General features: G+C 45.0%; 11 protein-coding genes. 4 read left to right on the top strand and 7 right to left on the bottom strand.

Going from position 1 to position 17,221, the window contains the following annotated elements; translation table 11 throughout:
* Positions 1 to 2: 2 nt before the first annotated feature.
* Together PG915_RS24265 and PG915_RS24260 are read left to right on the top strand one after the other, a co-directional pair.
* Complete coding sequence (locus tag PG915_RS24265) at positions 3 to 980, top strand: sterol desaturase family protein (RefSeq protein WP_353500387.1); 978 nt, start codon at positions 3 to 5, stop codon at positions 978 to 980.
* Positions 981 to 1,438: 458 nt separating this feature from the next.
* On the top strand, positions 1,439 to 2,068 hold the full coding sequence (locus PG915_RS24260) for a LysE family translocator (protein ID WP_353500386.1): 630 nt from the start codon (positions 1,439 to 1,441) through the stop codon (positions 2,066 to 2,068).
* 68 nt (positions 2,069 to 2,136) lie between these two features.
* Here PG915_RS24260 and PG915_RS24255 read toward each other — a convergent pair whose 3' ends face one another.
* From PG915_RS24255 to PG915_RS24245, 3 genes are all read right to left on the bottom strand, one after another.
* A complete protein-coding gene (locus PG915_RS24255) occupies positions 2,137 to 3,726 on the bottom strand; it encodes an EAL domain-containing protein (RefSeq protein WP_353500385.1) in 1,590 nt (529 codons plus the stop codon).
* Positions 3,727 to 4,258: 532 nt separating this feature from the next.
* Complete coding sequence (locus PG915_RS24250) at positions 4,259 to 7,564, bottom strand: Ig-like domain-containing protein (RefSeq protein WP_353500384.1); 3,306 nt, start codon at positions 7,562 to 7,564, stop codon at positions 4,259 to 4,261.
* A gap of 1,342 nt (positions 7,565 to 8,906) precedes the next feature.
* Positions 8,907 to 9,431 (bottom strand): hypothetical protein, encoded by a 525-nt coding sequence (locus tag PG915_RS24245; RefSeq protein WP_353500383.1) that lies wholly within the window; start codon positions 9,429 to 9,431, stop codon positions 8,907 to 8,909.
* A gap of 797 nt (positions 9,432 to 10,228) precedes the next feature.
* On the opposite strand from PG915_RS24245, the gene PG915_RS24240 reads away from it, so the two are divergent.
* Entirely contained in the window at positions 10,229 to 11,131 is a 903-nt protein-coding gene (locus PG915_RS24240; protein ID WP_353500382.1) for a hypothetical protein, read from the top strand.
* Between the two features lie 495 nt (positions 11,132 to 11,626).
* Here PG915_RS24240 and PG915_RS24235 read toward each other — a convergent pair whose 3' ends face one another.
* Entirely contained in the window at positions 11,627 to 12,382 is a 756-nt protein-coding gene (locus PG915_RS24235; RefSeq protein WP_353500381.1) for a DsbA family protein, read from the bottom strand.
* A gap of 158 nt (positions 12,383 to 12,540) precedes the next feature.
* On the opposite strand from PG915_RS24235, the gene PG915_RS24230 reads away from it, so the two are divergent.
* Positions 12,541 to 13,092, top strand: a complete 552-nt coding sequence (locus tag PG915_RS24230) for a hypothetical protein (protein WP_353500380.1) — start codon at positions 12,541 to 12,543, stop codon at positions 13,090 to 13,092.
* A gap of 46 nt (positions 13,093 to 13,138) precedes the next feature.
* Here PG915_RS24230 and PG915_RS24225 read toward each other — a convergent pair whose 3' ends face one another.
* From PG915_RS24225 to PG915_RS24215, 3 genes are all read right to left on the bottom strand, one after another.
* Positions 13,139 to 14,296, bottom strand: a complete 1,158-nt coding sequence (locus PG915_RS24225) for a DUF7146 domain-containing protein (protein ID WP_353500379.1) — start codon at positions 14,294 to 14,296, stop codon at positions 13,139 to 13,141.
* A gap of 63 nt (positions 14,297 to 14,359) precedes the next feature.
* The gene (locus PG915_RS24220; RefSeq protein WP_353500378.1) at positions 14,360 to 16,003 is read right to left on the bottom strand and encodes a vWA domain-containing protein; all 1,644 of its coding nucleotides are present in this window, start codon (positions 16,001 to 16,003) and stop codon (positions 14,360 to 14,362) included.
* A 51-nt stretch (positions 16,004 to 16,054) separates the two neighbouring features.
* On the bottom strand, positions 16,055 to 17,149 hold the full coding sequence (locus PG915_RS24215; protein ID WP_353500377.1) for a DUF3150 domain-containing protein: 1,095 nt from the start codon (positions 17,147 to 17,149) through the stop codon (positions 16,055 to 16,057).
* Between the last annotated feature and the right edge of the window lie 72 nt (positions 17,150 to 17,221).

Below are 17,221 nucleotides of genomic sequence, written 5' to 3'. Positions count from 1 at the left end.
GGATGTTCGCTCTAGGGGAGTGGTTTGACTATTTTAAGCATCAATTCACCTTCTTTCTGCAGCCAAGCCATGGCCTCTATGTTGGGTATTTACTTGTGGCGGGGATAATTGCGACTGCCTATGGCTGTTATCAACTCAGAACCGGCAACGTGTTGCGCTCATTACAGTATTTAAAACATCTTCATCTTGTGAATAACGTGAGTTTTGGGGACGATGTAAAGCTGTTTATTGTGGATAAGCTACTATTAGGATTTATCTACACGTTTCTATTCGGTGTAGCGGTGTTTTTCAAAGAACGAACTATCTTAATCATGGATTTTTTTGAGCTAAGTACTGATTTAGGGGAGGCCTCATTCTTTGTCACCATCCTCTATACAGCAGGCGTCTTAATTGTTTTTGACTTTGGGACTTTTTTTGAGCATTACTTGTCGCATAAATATAAATTTCTATGGGAGTTTCATAAAGTCCACCACATTCCGACGCACCTCAACCCGATTACAGCGTATCGTTCGCATCCCGTAAATCAAGGGCTTTTTGTGGTACTTACAGGCAGTTTGATGGGGATCTTCAGTGGGGTGGTAGGCGCGTTCTATCCTGGCCAGTCATTAACGTGGGTGTTAGCGGGTCAAAACGGCTTAATGTGTTTGCTATTAGTTTTGGGGCTAAATTTACAACACTCTCACGTTCAGTTACGTTATCCAAGGGTTCTAAGAGACATCTTTGTTAGCCCTGCCTATCATCAAGTACACCATAGCCGTTCAAAAAGGCACTACAACAAGAATTTCGGTTTTATTTTTTCATTTTGGGATCGCTTATTTGGCACCCAGGTTCATCTTAATCAAAACACTGAATTGGAATTTGGACTTCAAGGTGAGCCATATCATCAGTATTCGGGCATTATTAATCATTATTTAACACCTTTTCTCAAAGTCGCCCGAATGAGACGAGAAAAACGCAAGCGTTTGGGAACCAAATCTTAATAGGGTGTACAGTTTTAAGTGTTTATCCAAGGTTCGCTGAACTTATTTTCTATTTGCCTTGGTTAACCATTACACGGACAGTGGTTACTTTAGGGGAACCGTCGAAATGACTGCTATCGCTTTGTATTTCCTGAAAAACGTTGTGTCAACGATGTGATTGGCGTCGCCTGCCTTTATCAGAAATTGGAGGCTCTCAGTCGCTTTTACGATTGGGAGCGAATGAACTCCCCGACTGTACCATAACAAGTGAGCAAAAAAGAGAATTTACCCATTATAAGGGTGGAGAATCGCTGGTGTTGGCTTCAGGCTCTGAGGACAACAAAATGCTGTCGATAAACATAAGTCAAGTACCAGAGTCATAATGTGCGTATCGGTTTTCACGTTTGAGTGTTGATTTGAGACCACTTAGTCGAGGTTCCTATTCTTTCAAAGGTAGGGGAAAAGAAGGAGAAGGATGAATGTTTTCTGACGTTGAATTCGTGTCGTACTTGTTTGTAACGTTATTGTACGCGTTTATGCCTGGGCCGGCCATGCTTTATAGTATTGCTCAAACAGCCTCAGGTGGGCGAGAGGTGGGATTAATGGCAGTCTTTGGGCTTCACATTGGCGGCTACTTTCACGTGATTCTTACTGTGCTCGGTCTGTCCACGGTCTTACTATCAAACCCTGAACTTTACTCTATCATTCAAAAGGCAGGTGCCGCGTACCTTGTGATACTAGGCCTCCAACGAGTATTTTCGACAAGTATGTTACGAAGTCAGGGCGTTCCTGTGTCCGCTTACTCAGGACGAAAAGTGTTCATTGATAGTGTGGTGGTCGATGTCCTCAATCCTAAGGCAGCGCTGTTTTATCTGGCCTTTTTGCCACAGTTTGTTGATGTGGAGGGGACGTTTGATGTGTGGCTACAAATGTTAATCTTAGGGGTAATGACCAACGTTCTGTTCAGCAGTGCCGATTTTTTAAGTGTGTTACTCTGTGCACAGCTACAACAAAAATTACGTACTAACCGTAAGTGGATTAGCTACTGTTCACGATGGGCGGGAAGCATTTTTATTGTTCTAGGAGTCATGGCGTTTCTCAGGACGTGAGCACGGCAAGGCCGTCTCTGAGGCAGCTTTAGACTAGGAAGTGGAGGTGTGGCTATGGCTTTCTAGTTTTAATGGCTTACTTTTAATTCCTCCTCAGTAACTAGCTCATCTTTGCACTCACTAAATCCGTGACTTAGGCACCATGCCTTAAGATCTTTAATTGGCATAGGTTTACCATAAAAGTAACCCTGATGATGAAAGACGCCTCGCAGCAATAAGCCTCGAGCTTCGCGTTCGTTTTCGACGCCTTCAGCGACCAGTTCAAGTTTCAGTTGTTTAGCCATTTCAATATAACCATCGAGAACTGCTGACTGTCCTTCATCAATTGAGTGAGTAAACATTTTGTCAATTTTGATTGTGTCAATGTCGAGACAGTGTAAGTAGGAGTTACCACCATAACCGGTACCTGCGTCATCGAGACTGATTTTGACCCCCAGTGTTTTAAGTAACACAATACGCTGTCTGGCTAACTCTAAATCGTCGATGGGCTCACGCTCAGTTAATTCAAGAACCAGTTTAGAGCAGTCAAGTGTCGCGCGTTGCAAGTAGCGATAAAAGTCGTCATTTTGAAGATGCAGAGGAGTGATGTTGACACTGCAGTAAAATTGCTCGTGTTGATCCATCAAAGGAGACAGCTCTTGGTAAACCGTTTGGATGAGGTTTTCTGTCACTGGAATAATGGCGCCGCTTTGCTCTAAGTGCTTAATGAACTTTCTCGGTTCAATGATTTGGCCGTCAGAAGGGAGCCAACGAAGTAAGGCTTCCACGCCTACCATTAGACCTGTTTTTGCATCGACGATAGGTTGATAATAGGGAAAAAACTGAGCATCTCGAATGGCTTTTTGTAGAGCGATCTCCTTCTTAGCATGCCAATAAGAAACGCACAGCAGAAGCACGGTAAAAGAGACCAGAAAGAGAATGGTAGTAGCTGGCCATAATTGCTCATAAAATCTTGAGAGTACGCGAGCGGTTGAGACGGAGGCCTCAAAGGTGAGAGGAAGGTATTTTGAATCAACAGCGTTAGAGTAAAGACGATCGCTCGTTGGCATGCTACCAATTTCAAGGATGGTGTAATTTACGTGTTGTAAAGACAAGCGAATGGAACGTTGATGGTCTAAATCGTTCTCTAGGAAAAGGTATTCAGTACGCAATGGAAAGAGGAAACCATTGATTCCATTTGAGCCGTACAGATAGGTCAGATTTTTAGGAGCTGTTGGTAAAGAAACGATAGCTAAACGCCACATTTCTCCTTTTAGCTCGGTATTGAGCAAGTTCTTAAAATTAGTTTCGTCAAACTGCTCAACCCCAAACGGAGAGCAGTAAGTATAGGGGTGCTGTTTATCCAAGCTAACGATGGGGATCGACATCAGTAAATGGGATACATAAAGCTTCTCAAGTTGCTCGATAGTGTCAATAGAACACTCACCACTCACGGTACTGTCAACGGAAAGGGTTGGTTTTTCTAGTCCATATTTAATGGCAACAGAGACGATTTGATCAAGATGATCGATGTCGTGACGAATTTCATCATGTACTTGATACAGACTCAGGCTCAACGAGGCAAATAGGCTAAACAGGAGCGCCAGCAACAAAGCGCCTGCATTATAGACCCAACGGGGGCTGAGAAGGAAGTTTAACCTATGTTGTATGTATTGCATTCTTCACTCTTAATAATTATCAAGAAACTGTGGTTGAGCTAGAAGTATTGTTGTGACTTATGGGGGGTTGTTGAGGTATTGTTAATTTGTATATTATCCTCCATAAATCGGGATAAGATGAAGGGTAAAATTCTAAAACCGAGAAGCCAATCACTGTTGATAGCATGATTAATCGATTGGAATGGAGGTAGTGATGAGGAATTAACGAATATGTGAATTCATATGTCAATCACAGCGGTACTCGATTGAAATGACTACTGGTTATGCATACGGTTTCCTTGGGGCGGTTGCGCTTATTGAGAGATGGAACAATCGGATTAGTGACCAATATTGTACAACGGACAATACCTGCTGCTATGTGCCTGGCTACTGAAAGGGAGAAGAGCAGGGAGATATGAGATAGGGTCGATGAAAGGCTTATCGAAGGCGGGTGTTAGACAGTTGCAAAATGAGGCTCTTGGGATTTTGGGAGTTAGTCGACTAGTCAAACAAGCCTCTCTCACAGGAAAGTGAGAGAGACTTAGTCATGGGTTTAAGGTTTATCTGTTACACAGGACGTGGGTGCAGCATTTAGTTTATTTTCGTTTAACTCGTTACCCCATTGAATGTGAAGTGTTTTTTCTGATAGATCAGAAACGCGATAGCCTTTTCCTTTTGGGTAAGGCCAACGATAATTGGTTCCTAATGGACCTTTTGTCGATATAAGATCAGACAGTTCTTGGCTAGTAGGAAGACGCCAGCCTGACGAGTCTAGGAACTTAACTGTCCCAAGAAATGTACAGTAAGAGCCTGCATCATTAGGCTGACCTGGGCCTTTAAAACCTATATAGAAGTTTGGCATCACTACCCCTTCTAATGGGGAGTTTACGCTTAGTGCCTGAGTTGACCAGTTATAAGTATATCCGAGTGCCACAAGGGCTGCGCTTGAAGGTGTTGCCGTGAACAATTTCGTGTTGTCAGCGGAACTGGTAACTTTGAGACAAGCACCATCAGTATTATTCGCGGTACTGTTTACTGGGCCACAGGAAGTCACACTGGTTGGAAGGCTGAGAGTCACGATGTCAGACAGATTGTGTAGAGTCGCAGTTATCTTGACAGACCCAGCTTTAAGCGCGGTCACCGTTCCATTGCTATTAACGGTCGCGATGGTTTCATCACTACTTGTATAATTGACTACGTCACTGATGTCCTGACCATTTTGATCTTGCACGATAAGTTGCATGCTTGCACCAGGACTAAGAGTTAAGTCAGAGTTTTGGATGAAAAGTGAGGTAACCTGGGGAATGACAACAGTGTCTAACTGTTGGTCTTGAAGTCCGGCATAACGTGCTACGATAGTCAGATCCCCTAAAGCCGTCGCTGTGACGACGCCCTTCCTGTTGATGGTCGCAATGTTTGGAGAGGTGACTGACCAGTCTACAAAGAAAGTAATGTCTTTGGTGGAGCCGTCAGAATATATGCCAGTCGCTCTCATTGGCTTTTCTACATTTAATGTAGGCGGTGTGTTGTTTAATAACTCAATCCTAAAGCTCTCTAGCGAGGCTGCTACTACCTCAATTTGACTCTCAGCGACAAGGCTTGGTACTAATGTAGAGGTAACACTCAGCGTGGTCAATCCCGTTTGCGAAGGAGTAAATGTCGCAGGGTTAGTGTCAACGTTCCCTATTGTGGGATCGCTGTTTTGCCAAGCTAAATCGGTGAGGGAGTTATCCTGACTACCATCACTATATGTTTTAGTGACGGTCAAGTTTACTGGCTTAATGAGCCTAGTTTGTGTGTTGTTTGGTGTTAATTCGAGAGCCTGCAAAGTGGCGGAAGAGACGGTCACGCTCGTATCTGTCGCTTGGATACCGGCGATGCTTCCGGTGATTGAAATGGTCACCGGTCCCCCAACTTGTTCTGCAGTGAGAAGCCCGCTATTGGCATCTATACTTGCAATCGTTGGATCACTGCTAACGTAGCTGAAGGTAGACGCTGAGCGAACAAGACTCGTAGCGCCTTGTGAGTCGGTTAACTCCAAAAAATAGTTGGCTTGAGCACCCAAGGGAAGATTGGACGGTCCATCAGTGACTATTCTGGCTGAGATTGCTTCGACAATGTTCGCGTTGACTACAGGTAGGGGGACGGTATTTTGTAAACCGTCAAATGCCGCCGTTATAGTGACGAGTCCGGGAGATTTGGCGGTAACGAGTCCTCTTGCGTCCACGTCTGCAATTGTGTTGTCCGAAGAACTCCAAGAAATGGCGGGAGCATCCGTTATATCAAATTCTGTGAGATCCGATATAAAGGCTTTAGCGATAAACTGCTGACTTCGTCCAGTGCTGAGTGGGGGAGAAGATGAAGGCGATACTACCACGTTTTTCACCACAGCAGGTGTTACTTCAATTTCAGTAGAGGAAGAAAAAGCCTGGCCTTGGTAACTGCCCGAAACCTGGATTTGTGCGCTCCCGACGTCGTGGGCAGTCACCAAACCGTCTGCGACAGAGGCAATAGACGCGTTATCAGTGTTCCATGTTAATGAGGAAGAAGACGTAAAGTCTAGGGAGTGCTGACTTTCAAAGAACACGGTAGCGTTCAATTGTTTGGAAAGTCCTTTCGGTAAACTAACCTTCTGAGGCGAAACCACAAAACGATCCAGTGGGGAAGAAGTTAGTAGTATAGAGGCTGTTGCCGTCTTCCCTTGATAAGTCGCAGTGACGCCGAGTGGGGTGGTAATGATTCTGTCCCGGATTTGCAACAGGCCTCCTTCGTCTATCGAGGCGTAGGTTGAAGAGTCAAGACTCCAAGTAGTAGAAGCTGATACGTCGTATGAGTTCCCTAGTTCGTCTAACGCAATGGCAGAAAGCTGGTGCCTGGATAAAATGGGGAAAGAAGCCGAACTAGGAGTAATTGAGAATGAGGAAACTTGAGTGTTGTTGTCCACGGTAGCCGAAACAGATTCACTGAAGGTTTGACCCGAAACCTGAAAACTGGCGGTAACGGAGACGTTTCCTGTTTGAGTGCCAGCGGTGAGTAATCCCGTCGAGCTGTCAATACTGGCGACTTGAGGAGCATCAACGGACCAAGTGACCGCGTTGGTAACGTCATTTGTGGTCTGGTCAGAATAAGTTGCGGTGGCAGTGTATTGTTGGGTCATCCCTTGTCTTAATTGAGCCCCAGACGGCGTCACACTCAACCCTTTGACTGTTGCCGTTGTGATGGTAAGCGACTTGCTACCTCTAAATGAAACCCCATTCGCTTGGCCTCTCAATTCGACTAAGACCTCTCCTGGAGAGATCGTAGTCAAAAGGCCTGTTGTCGACTCAATAGAGGCTTTTTCGCTAGAATTAACACTCCAATTGATATTGGGCTGTTTTGTAACTTCTAAAGTACTTCCATCGTCGAATTGAGCGATGGCGGTATATTGTTGCCTCGCACCAACCCCTAGGGTGACGTGAGGCGCTTGGATAGTTAAGGTGTCGACAAGCGCCTCGGAGACTCTGAGAGAAGAGCTCGAAGAGTAGGTGACGCCAGCTCTGGTCAACGTAGCGGTGAGTTCCGTTTCACCCGAGCTTTGAGCTTGCACCTGGCCCTCAGATAAGTGAGCAACCGATGGGTCAGAGGACGTAAGGGACACTTGGTCAGTCACATCTTGACTAACTCCGGTCATCGTTGAGACCAGTCGAGCGGATGGACTTGTCGCAAAACCAACGGGGAGTGTTTCTCTTTTCTCAAGGACTAATTCGTACTCTTCCTTTTGAGATGGGGGGTGATTGGATTGTTCTGAGTCTGACGAATCACAACCATTAATCAGTAACACCAAAAATAACAGTGCTAGTATGTTTATCTTCCGTTTCATGTATATACCCTTCTGGAGCGGATTTGCTCCAATCAATATAGCGAGAGAAAGTGACGTTGCGTGCCTCTAATCCAGTGAACCTCGAATAACAAAAGAAGTTTTTATAAGACACGCGACCTTGACCAACTGAGCATTTGGTTCTGTGTTAAGGCGTTACATAATTAATAAAGCAGGTTTTCTGGTGGGTAAATTAATGGTTGGATCCGCAGTGTGCCAGCGAAACCAAGCTAATGGGGAAGGGAAATAACGATGGAGGAAGGTAGAAATTACATAATCCATTCTTAGTATCCCTTATGTTTAGTCACATCCTAATATCTAAAATTATAATTATTAAATATAATTTATCCACTTCATTATTATTGATTAGAGTTTTAGCTTAGTATTTATAATCCGCCTATTTCTTTTGTTTCAGTGGCTTGACATTTAAATTTTAGTGGTTTTTTTAATTGAATTTTATATTTTTCAACGGAGATCACATTTAAATTAGCTTTGATTTATTAAGAAAAGACTGTAATGTTATGTTTATTTCTGCTTAAGTACATAATTCGAGTCAAATGAGCTAATTAATCAATAACCCCTTACCATTTGACCCACATACGATTTGATTTCGATTGGGAGCCTTATTTAATCTAAAATATAGGCAAGAGACTAAGAGCGGTACATCAGGGGAAAAGTAATTGTAAAGTTCGTGTTCGAATCTTTATACTCGCTAGCGAGCATAAAGATTACTGCTTTGAAACAGTTTGTCTCCCAGCTGGTGGCATGATGAGCTGCTTCAGTATTTTTGCCTAGTTTGAGTCCCGTCCACTGGAACGCTAGCGACTACTACACCGTTTACTCTAAAATCCCGTTATTTTTGCATAATTCTATCTTTTTGCTTTCTTCCAGCCTTGCAGTTAAACGATGTAGTTTTTATTTAGCACCTTCTTTGTGGTTTCGAGAGGTAAAAGCTCAACGGGATCTTGTCTTGAAGTACAAGGTATACACTTGGGTTGGCGCTAAAATACACCGATAAGATAGACATTACCTTTGTAGAAACTAGCTAGACTGAATTCGTCAGGATAGTAAGCACTAACATTCAATATTTTAACCATCTTAGGTCTGACTCCCCATTTGTTGAGAGTATGTCAAAATCATTCAATCCATGAAAATCAGCCCCCGCTTTTCAGCAGCACTTGCACTTGGACTCCACACACACTTTTACTACTCCCAACAACGCCTTGCTCGTTTAGTTGAACGGTATTGTAGTTAAATCGGATACGGATAGACTTCAGAGTTTTATTCTGTATATAAAAACAGTATAAAACTATCTTCTATTGCTGTTGGTTACAAGTAGAAATGCTTAGCGGATGAGCTTTGTGATCACCAGGCTAAGCAAAGCGACTGAAAAGACAGGTAAACTGAACATAACGCCTACAATCAGAAATGTAGAGAGCTCTTTAAACACATCATCTATGAAAGGGATGATCTGTTCTGTGCCCGGTACAAACAGAAAAAGACACAATGTAATGGCTAATGAAATAGCTAAGCCCGGAATAGAAAGTTTTACATCTGCCCAGCTTGGGGTCATGTAGAGAGCGACACTGCCTAGCGCCAGTAATCCTATTTTTGGTTCAACTAACGCATTGCTCCACCAGCTGATTAACGCTTGGATCATCAAAAAAGGGTCACGTTTTTGAATTAGCGATGATGAGAGAGTGCTGTAGATATCAATCTGGCTCACCCCGACAAAAATGGCAATCCCCATTATTAGCGGTGCAATACCTACCAAAACAGAACCCAATGCGCCGAGCACTGTGAGAGGCCTTGCAAATTCGACGTAGCCCATGCGGCCATCGCTGGGTGTCGGCATTTGAAACAGCTTCATGTTGACTACCTCAAACCCATTGAGCTTGCACGCGGCGTAGTGAGCTAATTCGTGTACCGGTGCGCCAATAAGACCTGTTACGAATAGAAGTGGTTTCCTCAGGGGTGACAACAGCAGTACATATCGGATTCCAAGGAGCGCTAGTATTAGAAGGATAAATTCAGTCATAGTTAGCCAAAGGTTTGGTTGTGTTAATGCTCAGTTTGGATGAATATTTGCGACTAGTTTCGGTTTAAGCAACCTAACTGAGGTCGTTTAAAAAACGCAGTATTTGATGATAGTTGTGATCACGTGAGTACTAATTAGGGGCACCTATTTCCGCAGTTTACTATGTTTCTAATACGGTAAGTAATCATAGAGAGATATATCATGTACAAAGCCAGTAAGACTCATAAGGCTGACGCAAGGTCATTGAAGTCGAAGGCGGCGAAACGCGGTGCGCAGAGCAAAGCTGCAGTTCTCGTAGATAATCGCTCTATGCCATCTACTTTTTTCGGCAAGCACGGCCCCTATTCAAGCTAAGACTGCCATAAAACATTCAAGTAAAGAAATAACTTGGGAGGGGGGCGAAGGGAATTGTTGGCGTAAAAGTAGATGCCGACCTAGATCCTAAAGACAAGGTAACAGGCTCTGCAGTCGCTGATAGTCAGTCGTATACCGGTATCGACTCACTTGTCTCCAAGTACAATGCCGGCTGGGCAAGAGGGCATTTACTCAATCACGACCTCGGTGGGAAGGGCATCCCGCAGAATCTTTATCCGATTACCTCCGGTGCCAATCGTCGACATGCAAACTACGTGGAATACCGTGTTAAAGATGCGCTTGCCGCAGCCAATGCTTCGGGCGTCGGCGATAAGGTTCATTATTCAGTTGAAGTAAAAGGTACACCATCCGATTCTCAGTTCGTATGCGATTGGCAGTATCAGTCAAAAGATGGTGTTCCAAAAGTAGCGTATGGTGGTGTTGATTCTGAAGGACACGTCGTTGTTTCTAGCAAGCTCAAAGGGCGGCCTAGCAAAGATAAGAAACAACCCAATTCCGATCCCTATTCGAATTCTATAGCGGCGCCGGTGACAACACATGTGATTTGGCCGCATGGGGACTATAAAGGTCATGATGCGCCCCAATCAAACAGAATCACGTGGGAAGACTCAGCATTTTTACCTGGATCCCTTTTGACTAAAGAAGCCAACCCCAACTATTCCTTCGTGTCAGGTCAAATGACAGCTGAGCAAAGCGCTGAAGTAGAGAGAAAGAGACTTGAGCGAAAACGCAAAACATATAAAGCCGCTAGTCAAAGGACGGTCAGTCGAGCATTTGTATTTGAAGTCGCTAGGAGTGTCTATCGTGAGTTGAAAGAGCGGGATTCGCTGCCTTCTGGCGGTAAACCAGAGACTCAAATTAAGGAGCTATTACGAAGGAAGTTTAAGCCAGTGATGTCTGCCTTAATGAGTGATATTTCAGTATTTATCGATAACTGTGATTTTTCACAAAACAACGAAGATGAGGAGTTGGGCTCCCTTACTAATAGCTCGATGGTGATGGCTTTATCTACACAGATCAAAAGTCTGGGCTTCTATACCACCAGGTGTAATGAGATGAAACAAAAGCTGCCTATCATCGTAGAGAAGTATTTGTTCCGCAGTGATGAGAGCGAGGGGTTGCCGAAGAAAAGAACGCGGAGCGAAAGACAGTCCTAGAAGTTAAAAAGGGTAAGAGTCGTTAACTCTTACCCTAGTGATTACACGAGCTTCATTCCTATGATCTCGTGTCACCATCGCCCGATGATTGATGCGTAATCAGCGCACCCTTAAAGGCACTCTGTTCGTTCGAAAACCTTTAAGAGGTACGCTGACCCGCTGGACGAGGAAGACTTAGCGCTGTATGGCGAAGGGCAGTCAAGGACAGATTGCAGTTGATGGGAGCAACACCCAACTATTGGAGTAGGCATAAACCAGACTAACAACAGATTTGGAGAAATACGCGGCTATAGAAAATATAGAACGATGGCGGCGCTATGTCTAAAAAAGAAAGCCACGCAGATGCGTGGCTCTTAAGTGTTCTGATCGTTTGCTGCTGAGATTAAACATCAAGCTAACCACAAACACCGGGCAATGGTAACTAAGGGTTACTCTAGAGTAATGGACTGGTCACCTCCTTGTGACAAGCAGTAAGGACTGATCGTCGAGTACATCTCACTCGAAACTCGCCTTACTAATTCGTAAAGATTCATCGTTTAAGTACTTACGCACTTCCGGTCCAAGAGTAGTAAGCGCTGTCACTCCTGGATACTTCGTGCGCTCAACAAAAATGGTTGGAGTCCCTGTCAGTCCGAGATCCATAAATAGTTGCACGTTGGTCGCTAACTGATCCTCTATCTCGATCGAATTAGCCACATCCGCAACCCTATCACTATTAATATTAAGAAGTTTAGCTAATTCATATGCAATTTCCACCGAAGGCTGCGGGTGTGACATTAGTTGTGAATGATAAGCAGGGTATTGATTTGGAGAGATTTTATGCACGGCCAGAGCGATTTTTGCGAGATGACTTGACGACTCACCTAATACAGCGACTGGCTTATAGATAATTTGTACATTTTGATCTTCCGTAGCAAGGGTTTTCATCGCAGCAGCGACGCGTTTGCAAGCCCCGCATCGATAATCGAAAAACTCTACCACCTTAACGACACCATTTGGGTTGTGAACAGGGGTAGAAGGGTCAAAGAACACGGCTCGCTCAAGTTGTGCAAGGCGGGCTTTGTCTTCTTGATCTTTCATACGGGCTACCAGTGACTGCGTTTGCTTGAAACCACTTAGTAGCAGTTCGGGATTATCACGAAATGCATTCTTGAGTAGATTATTGAACTCCTGCTGTGTGATTTCGTGTGCTATTGCGCTTGCTGCACTTAATGCGCAGATAAATGTAAGTGTGACTTTTTTCAATAACATGCCATTGCCCTCGTTTGATGGTTCATCAACTATGGCAGTCAACCGATCATCAAAAACTGGAATAAGCAGCCAAAATGATGAGTTTAATCGCACGGACTTTATCAGGTTGTCTCTGTGTTAAACCTAAGCCTACGGAAACGACAGCGAAGGATGTTCGTATGAGCTTAATGACGGTAAATCAGTATGCAGGGCTCGGTGCATCAAATACTCCTGATGATGTGCTTTGTTTGATGAATGATATCGGGTGCCAGCTATCACTTAAGAACGTGATACTGCGGAGTAATGCCAAAAAAGGCGCAGCGTCGGCTTTCGAGGCCGGTTGCAATAGCGCATACCCTGAGCGTAAGCAGATTTTTCTCCCTTTTGAAGGCTTCAATTCTCGCTCTGTGAATGAGCCTTGCGTTCACATTGGTGACATGAAACTTGCTTCAAACATTGCTTCTCGCTACAACAGACGTTGGCGATATCTTAAAGTCATTGAACGAAAGATTGTAGCGGCGACGACTTTTCAAATTTTAGGGCAAGACACTCGGTCTGTGGTTCGGTTCTTGATATGTTGGACAGGTGATGGGAGCTTGGATGGGCGGAAGAGCAGTGGCGGTACCACTGGCCAAGCACTAAGGATTGCGACGACCTACAATGTGCCTATTTACAATCTATATCGTGATGAGCATCGCCAAATTGTCGAACAGTTTCTGAAGAAATCGTAGGCAAAAAAAGACAGCGCTGGAAACCCAGCCGCTGTCTGATATGTGATTATCTAACTATTGTCAGACCGTTTTTGCTTAAGTAGCTCGGAAAGTGTTCAACACCGTGTTGATACTCATCGAGCCAGTCTTGCGACTTCTTGCTCTCTTGAATATCTCCTGGTGGTGTACACCGCGTGACCAGGATATTTGGTCGCACTTTTTTTATCCTTGCTGCTAATGCTTTTGCTGCTCGCGCCCCTTCTCGGCGACCAAGCAGTTTGTGGGGTCTGTCTTTATCTTCGAAAATGACTAAATCAGTCACGCTCTCGGGTATCCACATTCGCTCCATGATGGTGGAACTGATACCTGACCATATACCGAACGATTCAGCTTCTTGAATCGCCAGTCCAGTTTCAGGTCCTTCACAGACGCCTAGAACAATGCGTGGATTGCCATAGCTATCTTTGCAAAGTGTGGGTTCACCGAGTCTGATGCTTGAGCCATTTACCTCCTTAATGGGGCTACACATCATTTTGGCGTTGTCGACTTGTTGGGACTTATCTGACCCATCGGGCTCGAGAAAAATTCGGTGCATAGTGACCGTCTCATTCTTTTCATTCACCACGTAGAACACAAGACCAGGTAGACTGACTAAGCTACCATCACTAGCGTAAGTCTTGAGCGCTGGGTTAAAGCCGACGCTGTCAGGCAGAGGCATTTTCAGACCTCGGTTCTCAGCGTATGATTTTGCTACACTCGAACGAGCAGCAAAGTCACTCCTACTTTCCACTTGAGAAAGTATCCAGCGTCGCTTTTCAAGCTCCTTACTGTCTATTTGTGTCACCTTGGGCTCTTTTTTAACACCAAATTGCTTAATGTCTCTCTGCGTATCGGTGGTTTCACCCAATATGTCAAGAATGTGGTAACAGGCTTTGCCTTTTGAGCAATTCTCAAGCCATGCCACCATGTCGATGCCATCACCCATACGTCCGTATTGGTTATGGTATCCACCCCCGACAGATTCCCAATCTTTATACAATCTGAAAACGGTATCGCCTTCTTTGGTGATCGGACATGGTCCAGCAACGCTAGTTCCCTTTCGACACTTTTGACAGGCGTCATCGAGGGCTGGGTATGCTGAAAACACAGCTGACCAACCGCCGTGGCGAGCTACAGTTTGCTGAATGAAATCAACAAACTCTACGAAGGAATCGAACTTATCCATAGTAACCTCTCATTCGTTTAGAATGGTAAGCTCCCACGGGAGAGCTTTACCCGTGGGAGAGACTTAGGACACGGCAATCGTATCCAATAACTTCTCTCTTACAATGGTTGCCATCAGTTCCGGCAACTCTTCGATATCGTTGAGTACAACAAAATTTTCAACACCACCATCCTCGCCGCATTTCAGTTGGATGGATGCTACTTCTATCGATTGCGCCTTACACTGTGCTTCAATGACTCGGACATGACTCGCGTCGCAAGCGGCATCGGTTATCACCAAAATTTGCTTTTTAGGGATAACTTCAGCAAGGGAATCAAACAGGTCTGCCGCTCTTTCAAGCGCCATTTCCGTACTGGTTCCTCCTCGAGACGCAATATCAAAATGCATGTCGTCGACACTCTTATCAAAGCCTGATTCAACTTCAAACCTATTGTCGAAATAGCACGTAGCATTCGGGATATTCAATATATCCAATGCTTTCGCGATGGCAGCCGCGCTGACATTCGCTATATGCATGTCATCGCTACCCATAGATCCACTTCGATCTACCAGCAAGACAAACGCACTCTTGCTAGATTCAACCTCATTCTCTTGGTAGAAAATGTGATTGTTTCCAGCAGCGACGCCTGCAAGTAGGTTTTGGTCGAAATGTATCCCGCTGTCATCATAGTTACGTGGCTGTATTTCTTTTGACCACATGGCACCTTCTATCTCTGCTGCAATGCGCCGAGAGAAGGTGTCTGATTCACGATCAATAAGTAGATGCCAAGCATAGTCTGAGTAACCTTTGCGCTCGCTCTTCGTACTACCGTCATTAGCATAGGCTTTGAGTGTGTCTAAAGAGACATCATCTTTGGCCTGTTCGTTAATGGCGTCGTCGAGTATGTCGTGCATATCGACATAGGCTTCTCCTGCGCTGTCGTATTCATCACGTGAGAAACCTTTTCCAGCAGACGTTTGGGAGGAACTTTCTGAATCATCAGAACCTTCAGAATCACCGTCACCACCAGCGTTTTCACCTGCTTCAGGCTGATCTTCAGAGTCTGGAGGTGTTTGATCATCAGGTTCAACCAATCCTTCCATAATCGTCATGACCGCAATCGCTTCTTGGATGCACTCCTCAGTAGATTCAAGTGTGCCCCACGAGACCATGCGGTCTTCCATATCCTGTAGTACGGTTGGGCTTAGGCCATCGTCAACAAGCAGCTGTTTAGCACAGTCACCCTGACTGGTTAGGTGTGATTGACCTGCAATCGCATTCCCACGTCCTGAATAGAGAAGGAAAGCAAACAGCCAAGAAGCTCTGTTCCCCTCTTCACTTACCGGTTTCCAGTAGCCTTCTTGGAATAGAAGTCGAGTCATTTTTTCAAACGTTTCGAAGGTACCAGGATATTCACTGATGACTTGCGACTCTATGTAGCAGTCTTCAATGATATTCCAGACCGAGCGAAAAGTAGGTGTCGCCGTCACTAGGAACTTTTGTATCTCCTCACTAAAGGAGCTGTGGCGCTGGTGGCCACCGATTTCATGCGTCACTTTTGATTCGACTAAGCTAAGCCAAATGTGATCATCTGGTGAACCAGCGTTGATAAACAAGTTGATTCCATCGGTCGCGCAAGGGCCGTTGCGGAATATGATTTTGCAGTCTGGATGAGCGTGGTGCATGTTCATCAGGGTGCGGATGGTTTGCATCGTACTGTAGTTCATAGAACCTCCATACGTTAAAAAGGAGGTGACGATTGCCACCTCAGTTTTGGATTACCATTCAGCGTCGCCGAAGGTGCAAAACGCGCCTTCTGGCTCGGGTGTAGGGGGAGTTGCATCAGCAACAGGCTGAGGCTTTTTCTCCGCACTTGCTGGTGCAGGAGTATCTGGTGCGGAAAAACCAAATCCAAATCCAGTTGCCATTGCGCCAGGTGAAGGTTCATCTGGTACTTCGGGCTCTGGTTCGGGCTCTGGTTCGGGCTCGGGCGTAATGAGTAACGAAGACTCAAGCTTCTCAAGCTTGCTTGCGTTGTAGGCAAGCGCGAGAAACTTGGTGACCTCAGCGTCTCGGTAGACTTTTTCGCCACCAAGATCGGAAATGGTCTCATCGATGTCATCTACGATGCGTTCGAGCAGCGGATTTCCATCAGAGAAGTTGTAGGCATAGTCTCGTACATCGGTTAAAAAGCGGCGTACACCGTTTTTTCGGATGAGGCTCTTACCATTGTTCTCTTCGAAGATTGATTTACTACGCTCCATGATCTCGGCCAAAATCGCATCTTTAATGACGATTTCAGTGTCCTCACGGTGCTCATCCATAAACGCTTTGAACGCGATAGGTGGAAGTACTTCATACTTAAAGCGACTTACAAAGTCGTCTTTTTGTATTGCCACCTTTTCGATTTCAGAAGCCATGGTTGGGTGGGCTGCTTTGTGTCCATCCATGAGCGAATCGTAGTTTTGTTCGAGCGCGTTAACTGCAGCGTCATACTCAGCTTTGTGCTTGTCTAAAATAGACAACAACTGAGTAAGCTCGCCAATAGGAACAGCGGAAAGGCGACCATAGCGTACAGCTATTTGATCGATTTCACGCTGGCTGCGCCTTGCGATAATTTTGGAGAATTTTAGCTCCTCCTTTGGAAACCACTGAATGGCACCTTTACGAGTAATGTCTGCATCAACCTCTTGGTTGTTGACCAACGTTTTACTCTCTTGAAGGACTCTCTCTCCGGACAGACCGGAAACAACGACATTGACGAGCACTAGCCCGTCGCTCAATCGTTTCGCTTCAGATGCTGAGAGATTTCCAGCACCATTGTTGATGGCGTTCTCAATCTCTTGGGTTTGTGTATCATTTGGATCTTTCATAACAACCTCCGAGGATGTTTGAGTAAGATCGCTCCCCATAAGGGAAACGATCTCCCTTGTGGGTAAATGAAT

It is taken from the genome of Vibrio sp. CB1-14 (assembly GCF_040412085.2).
Taxonomy (GTDB): Bacteria; Pseudomonadota; Gammaproteobacteria; order Enterobacterales; family Vibrionaceae; genus Vibrio; species Vibrio chaetopteri.
Note: the sequence above shows the minus strand (reverse complement) of the source record. Positions and strands in the feature narration are given on the sequence as shown.

Bases quoted from the DNA above. Each gene is read 5' to 3' on its own strand.
- PG915_RS24265 (WP_353500387.1), top strand. From the start codon at position 3: ATGTTCGCTCTAGGGGAGTGGTTTGACTATTTTAAGCATCAATTCACC.
- PG915_RS24260 (WP_353500386.1), top strand. From the start codon at position 1,439: ATGTTTTCTGACGTTGAATTCGTGTCGTACTTGTTTGTAACGTTATTG.
- PG915_RS24255 (WP_353500385.1), bottom strand. From the start codon at position 3,726: ATGCAATACATACAACATAGGTTAAACTTCCTTCTCAGCCCCCGTTGG.
- PG915_RS24250 (WP_353500384.1), bottom strand. From the start codon at position 7,564: ATGAAACGGAAGATAAACATACTAGCACTGTTATTTTTGGTGTTACTG.
- PG915_RS24245 (WP_353500383.1), bottom strand. From the start codon at position 9,431: ATGAAGCTGTTTCAAATGCCGACACCCAGCGATGGCCGCATGGGCTAC.
- PG915_RS24235 (WP_353500381.1), bottom strand. From the start codon at position 12,382: ATGTTATTGAAAAAAGTCACACTTACATTTATCTGCGCATTAAGTGCA.
- PG915_RS24230 (WP_353500380.1), top strand. From the start codon at position 12,541: ATGAGCTTAATGACGGTAAATCAGTATGCAGGGCTCGGTGCATCAAAT.
- PG915_RS24225 (WP_353500379.1), bottom strand. From the start codon at position 14,296: ATGGATAAGTTCGATTCCTTCGTAGAGTTTGTTGATTTCATTCAGCAA.
- PG915_RS24220 (WP_353500378.1), bottom strand. From the start codon at position 16,003: ATGAACTACAGTACGATGCAAACCATCCGCACCCTGATGAACATGCAC.
- PG915_RS24215 (WP_353500377.1), bottom strand. From the start codon at position 17,149: ATGAAAGATCCAAATGATACACAAACCCAAGAGATTGAGAACGCCATC.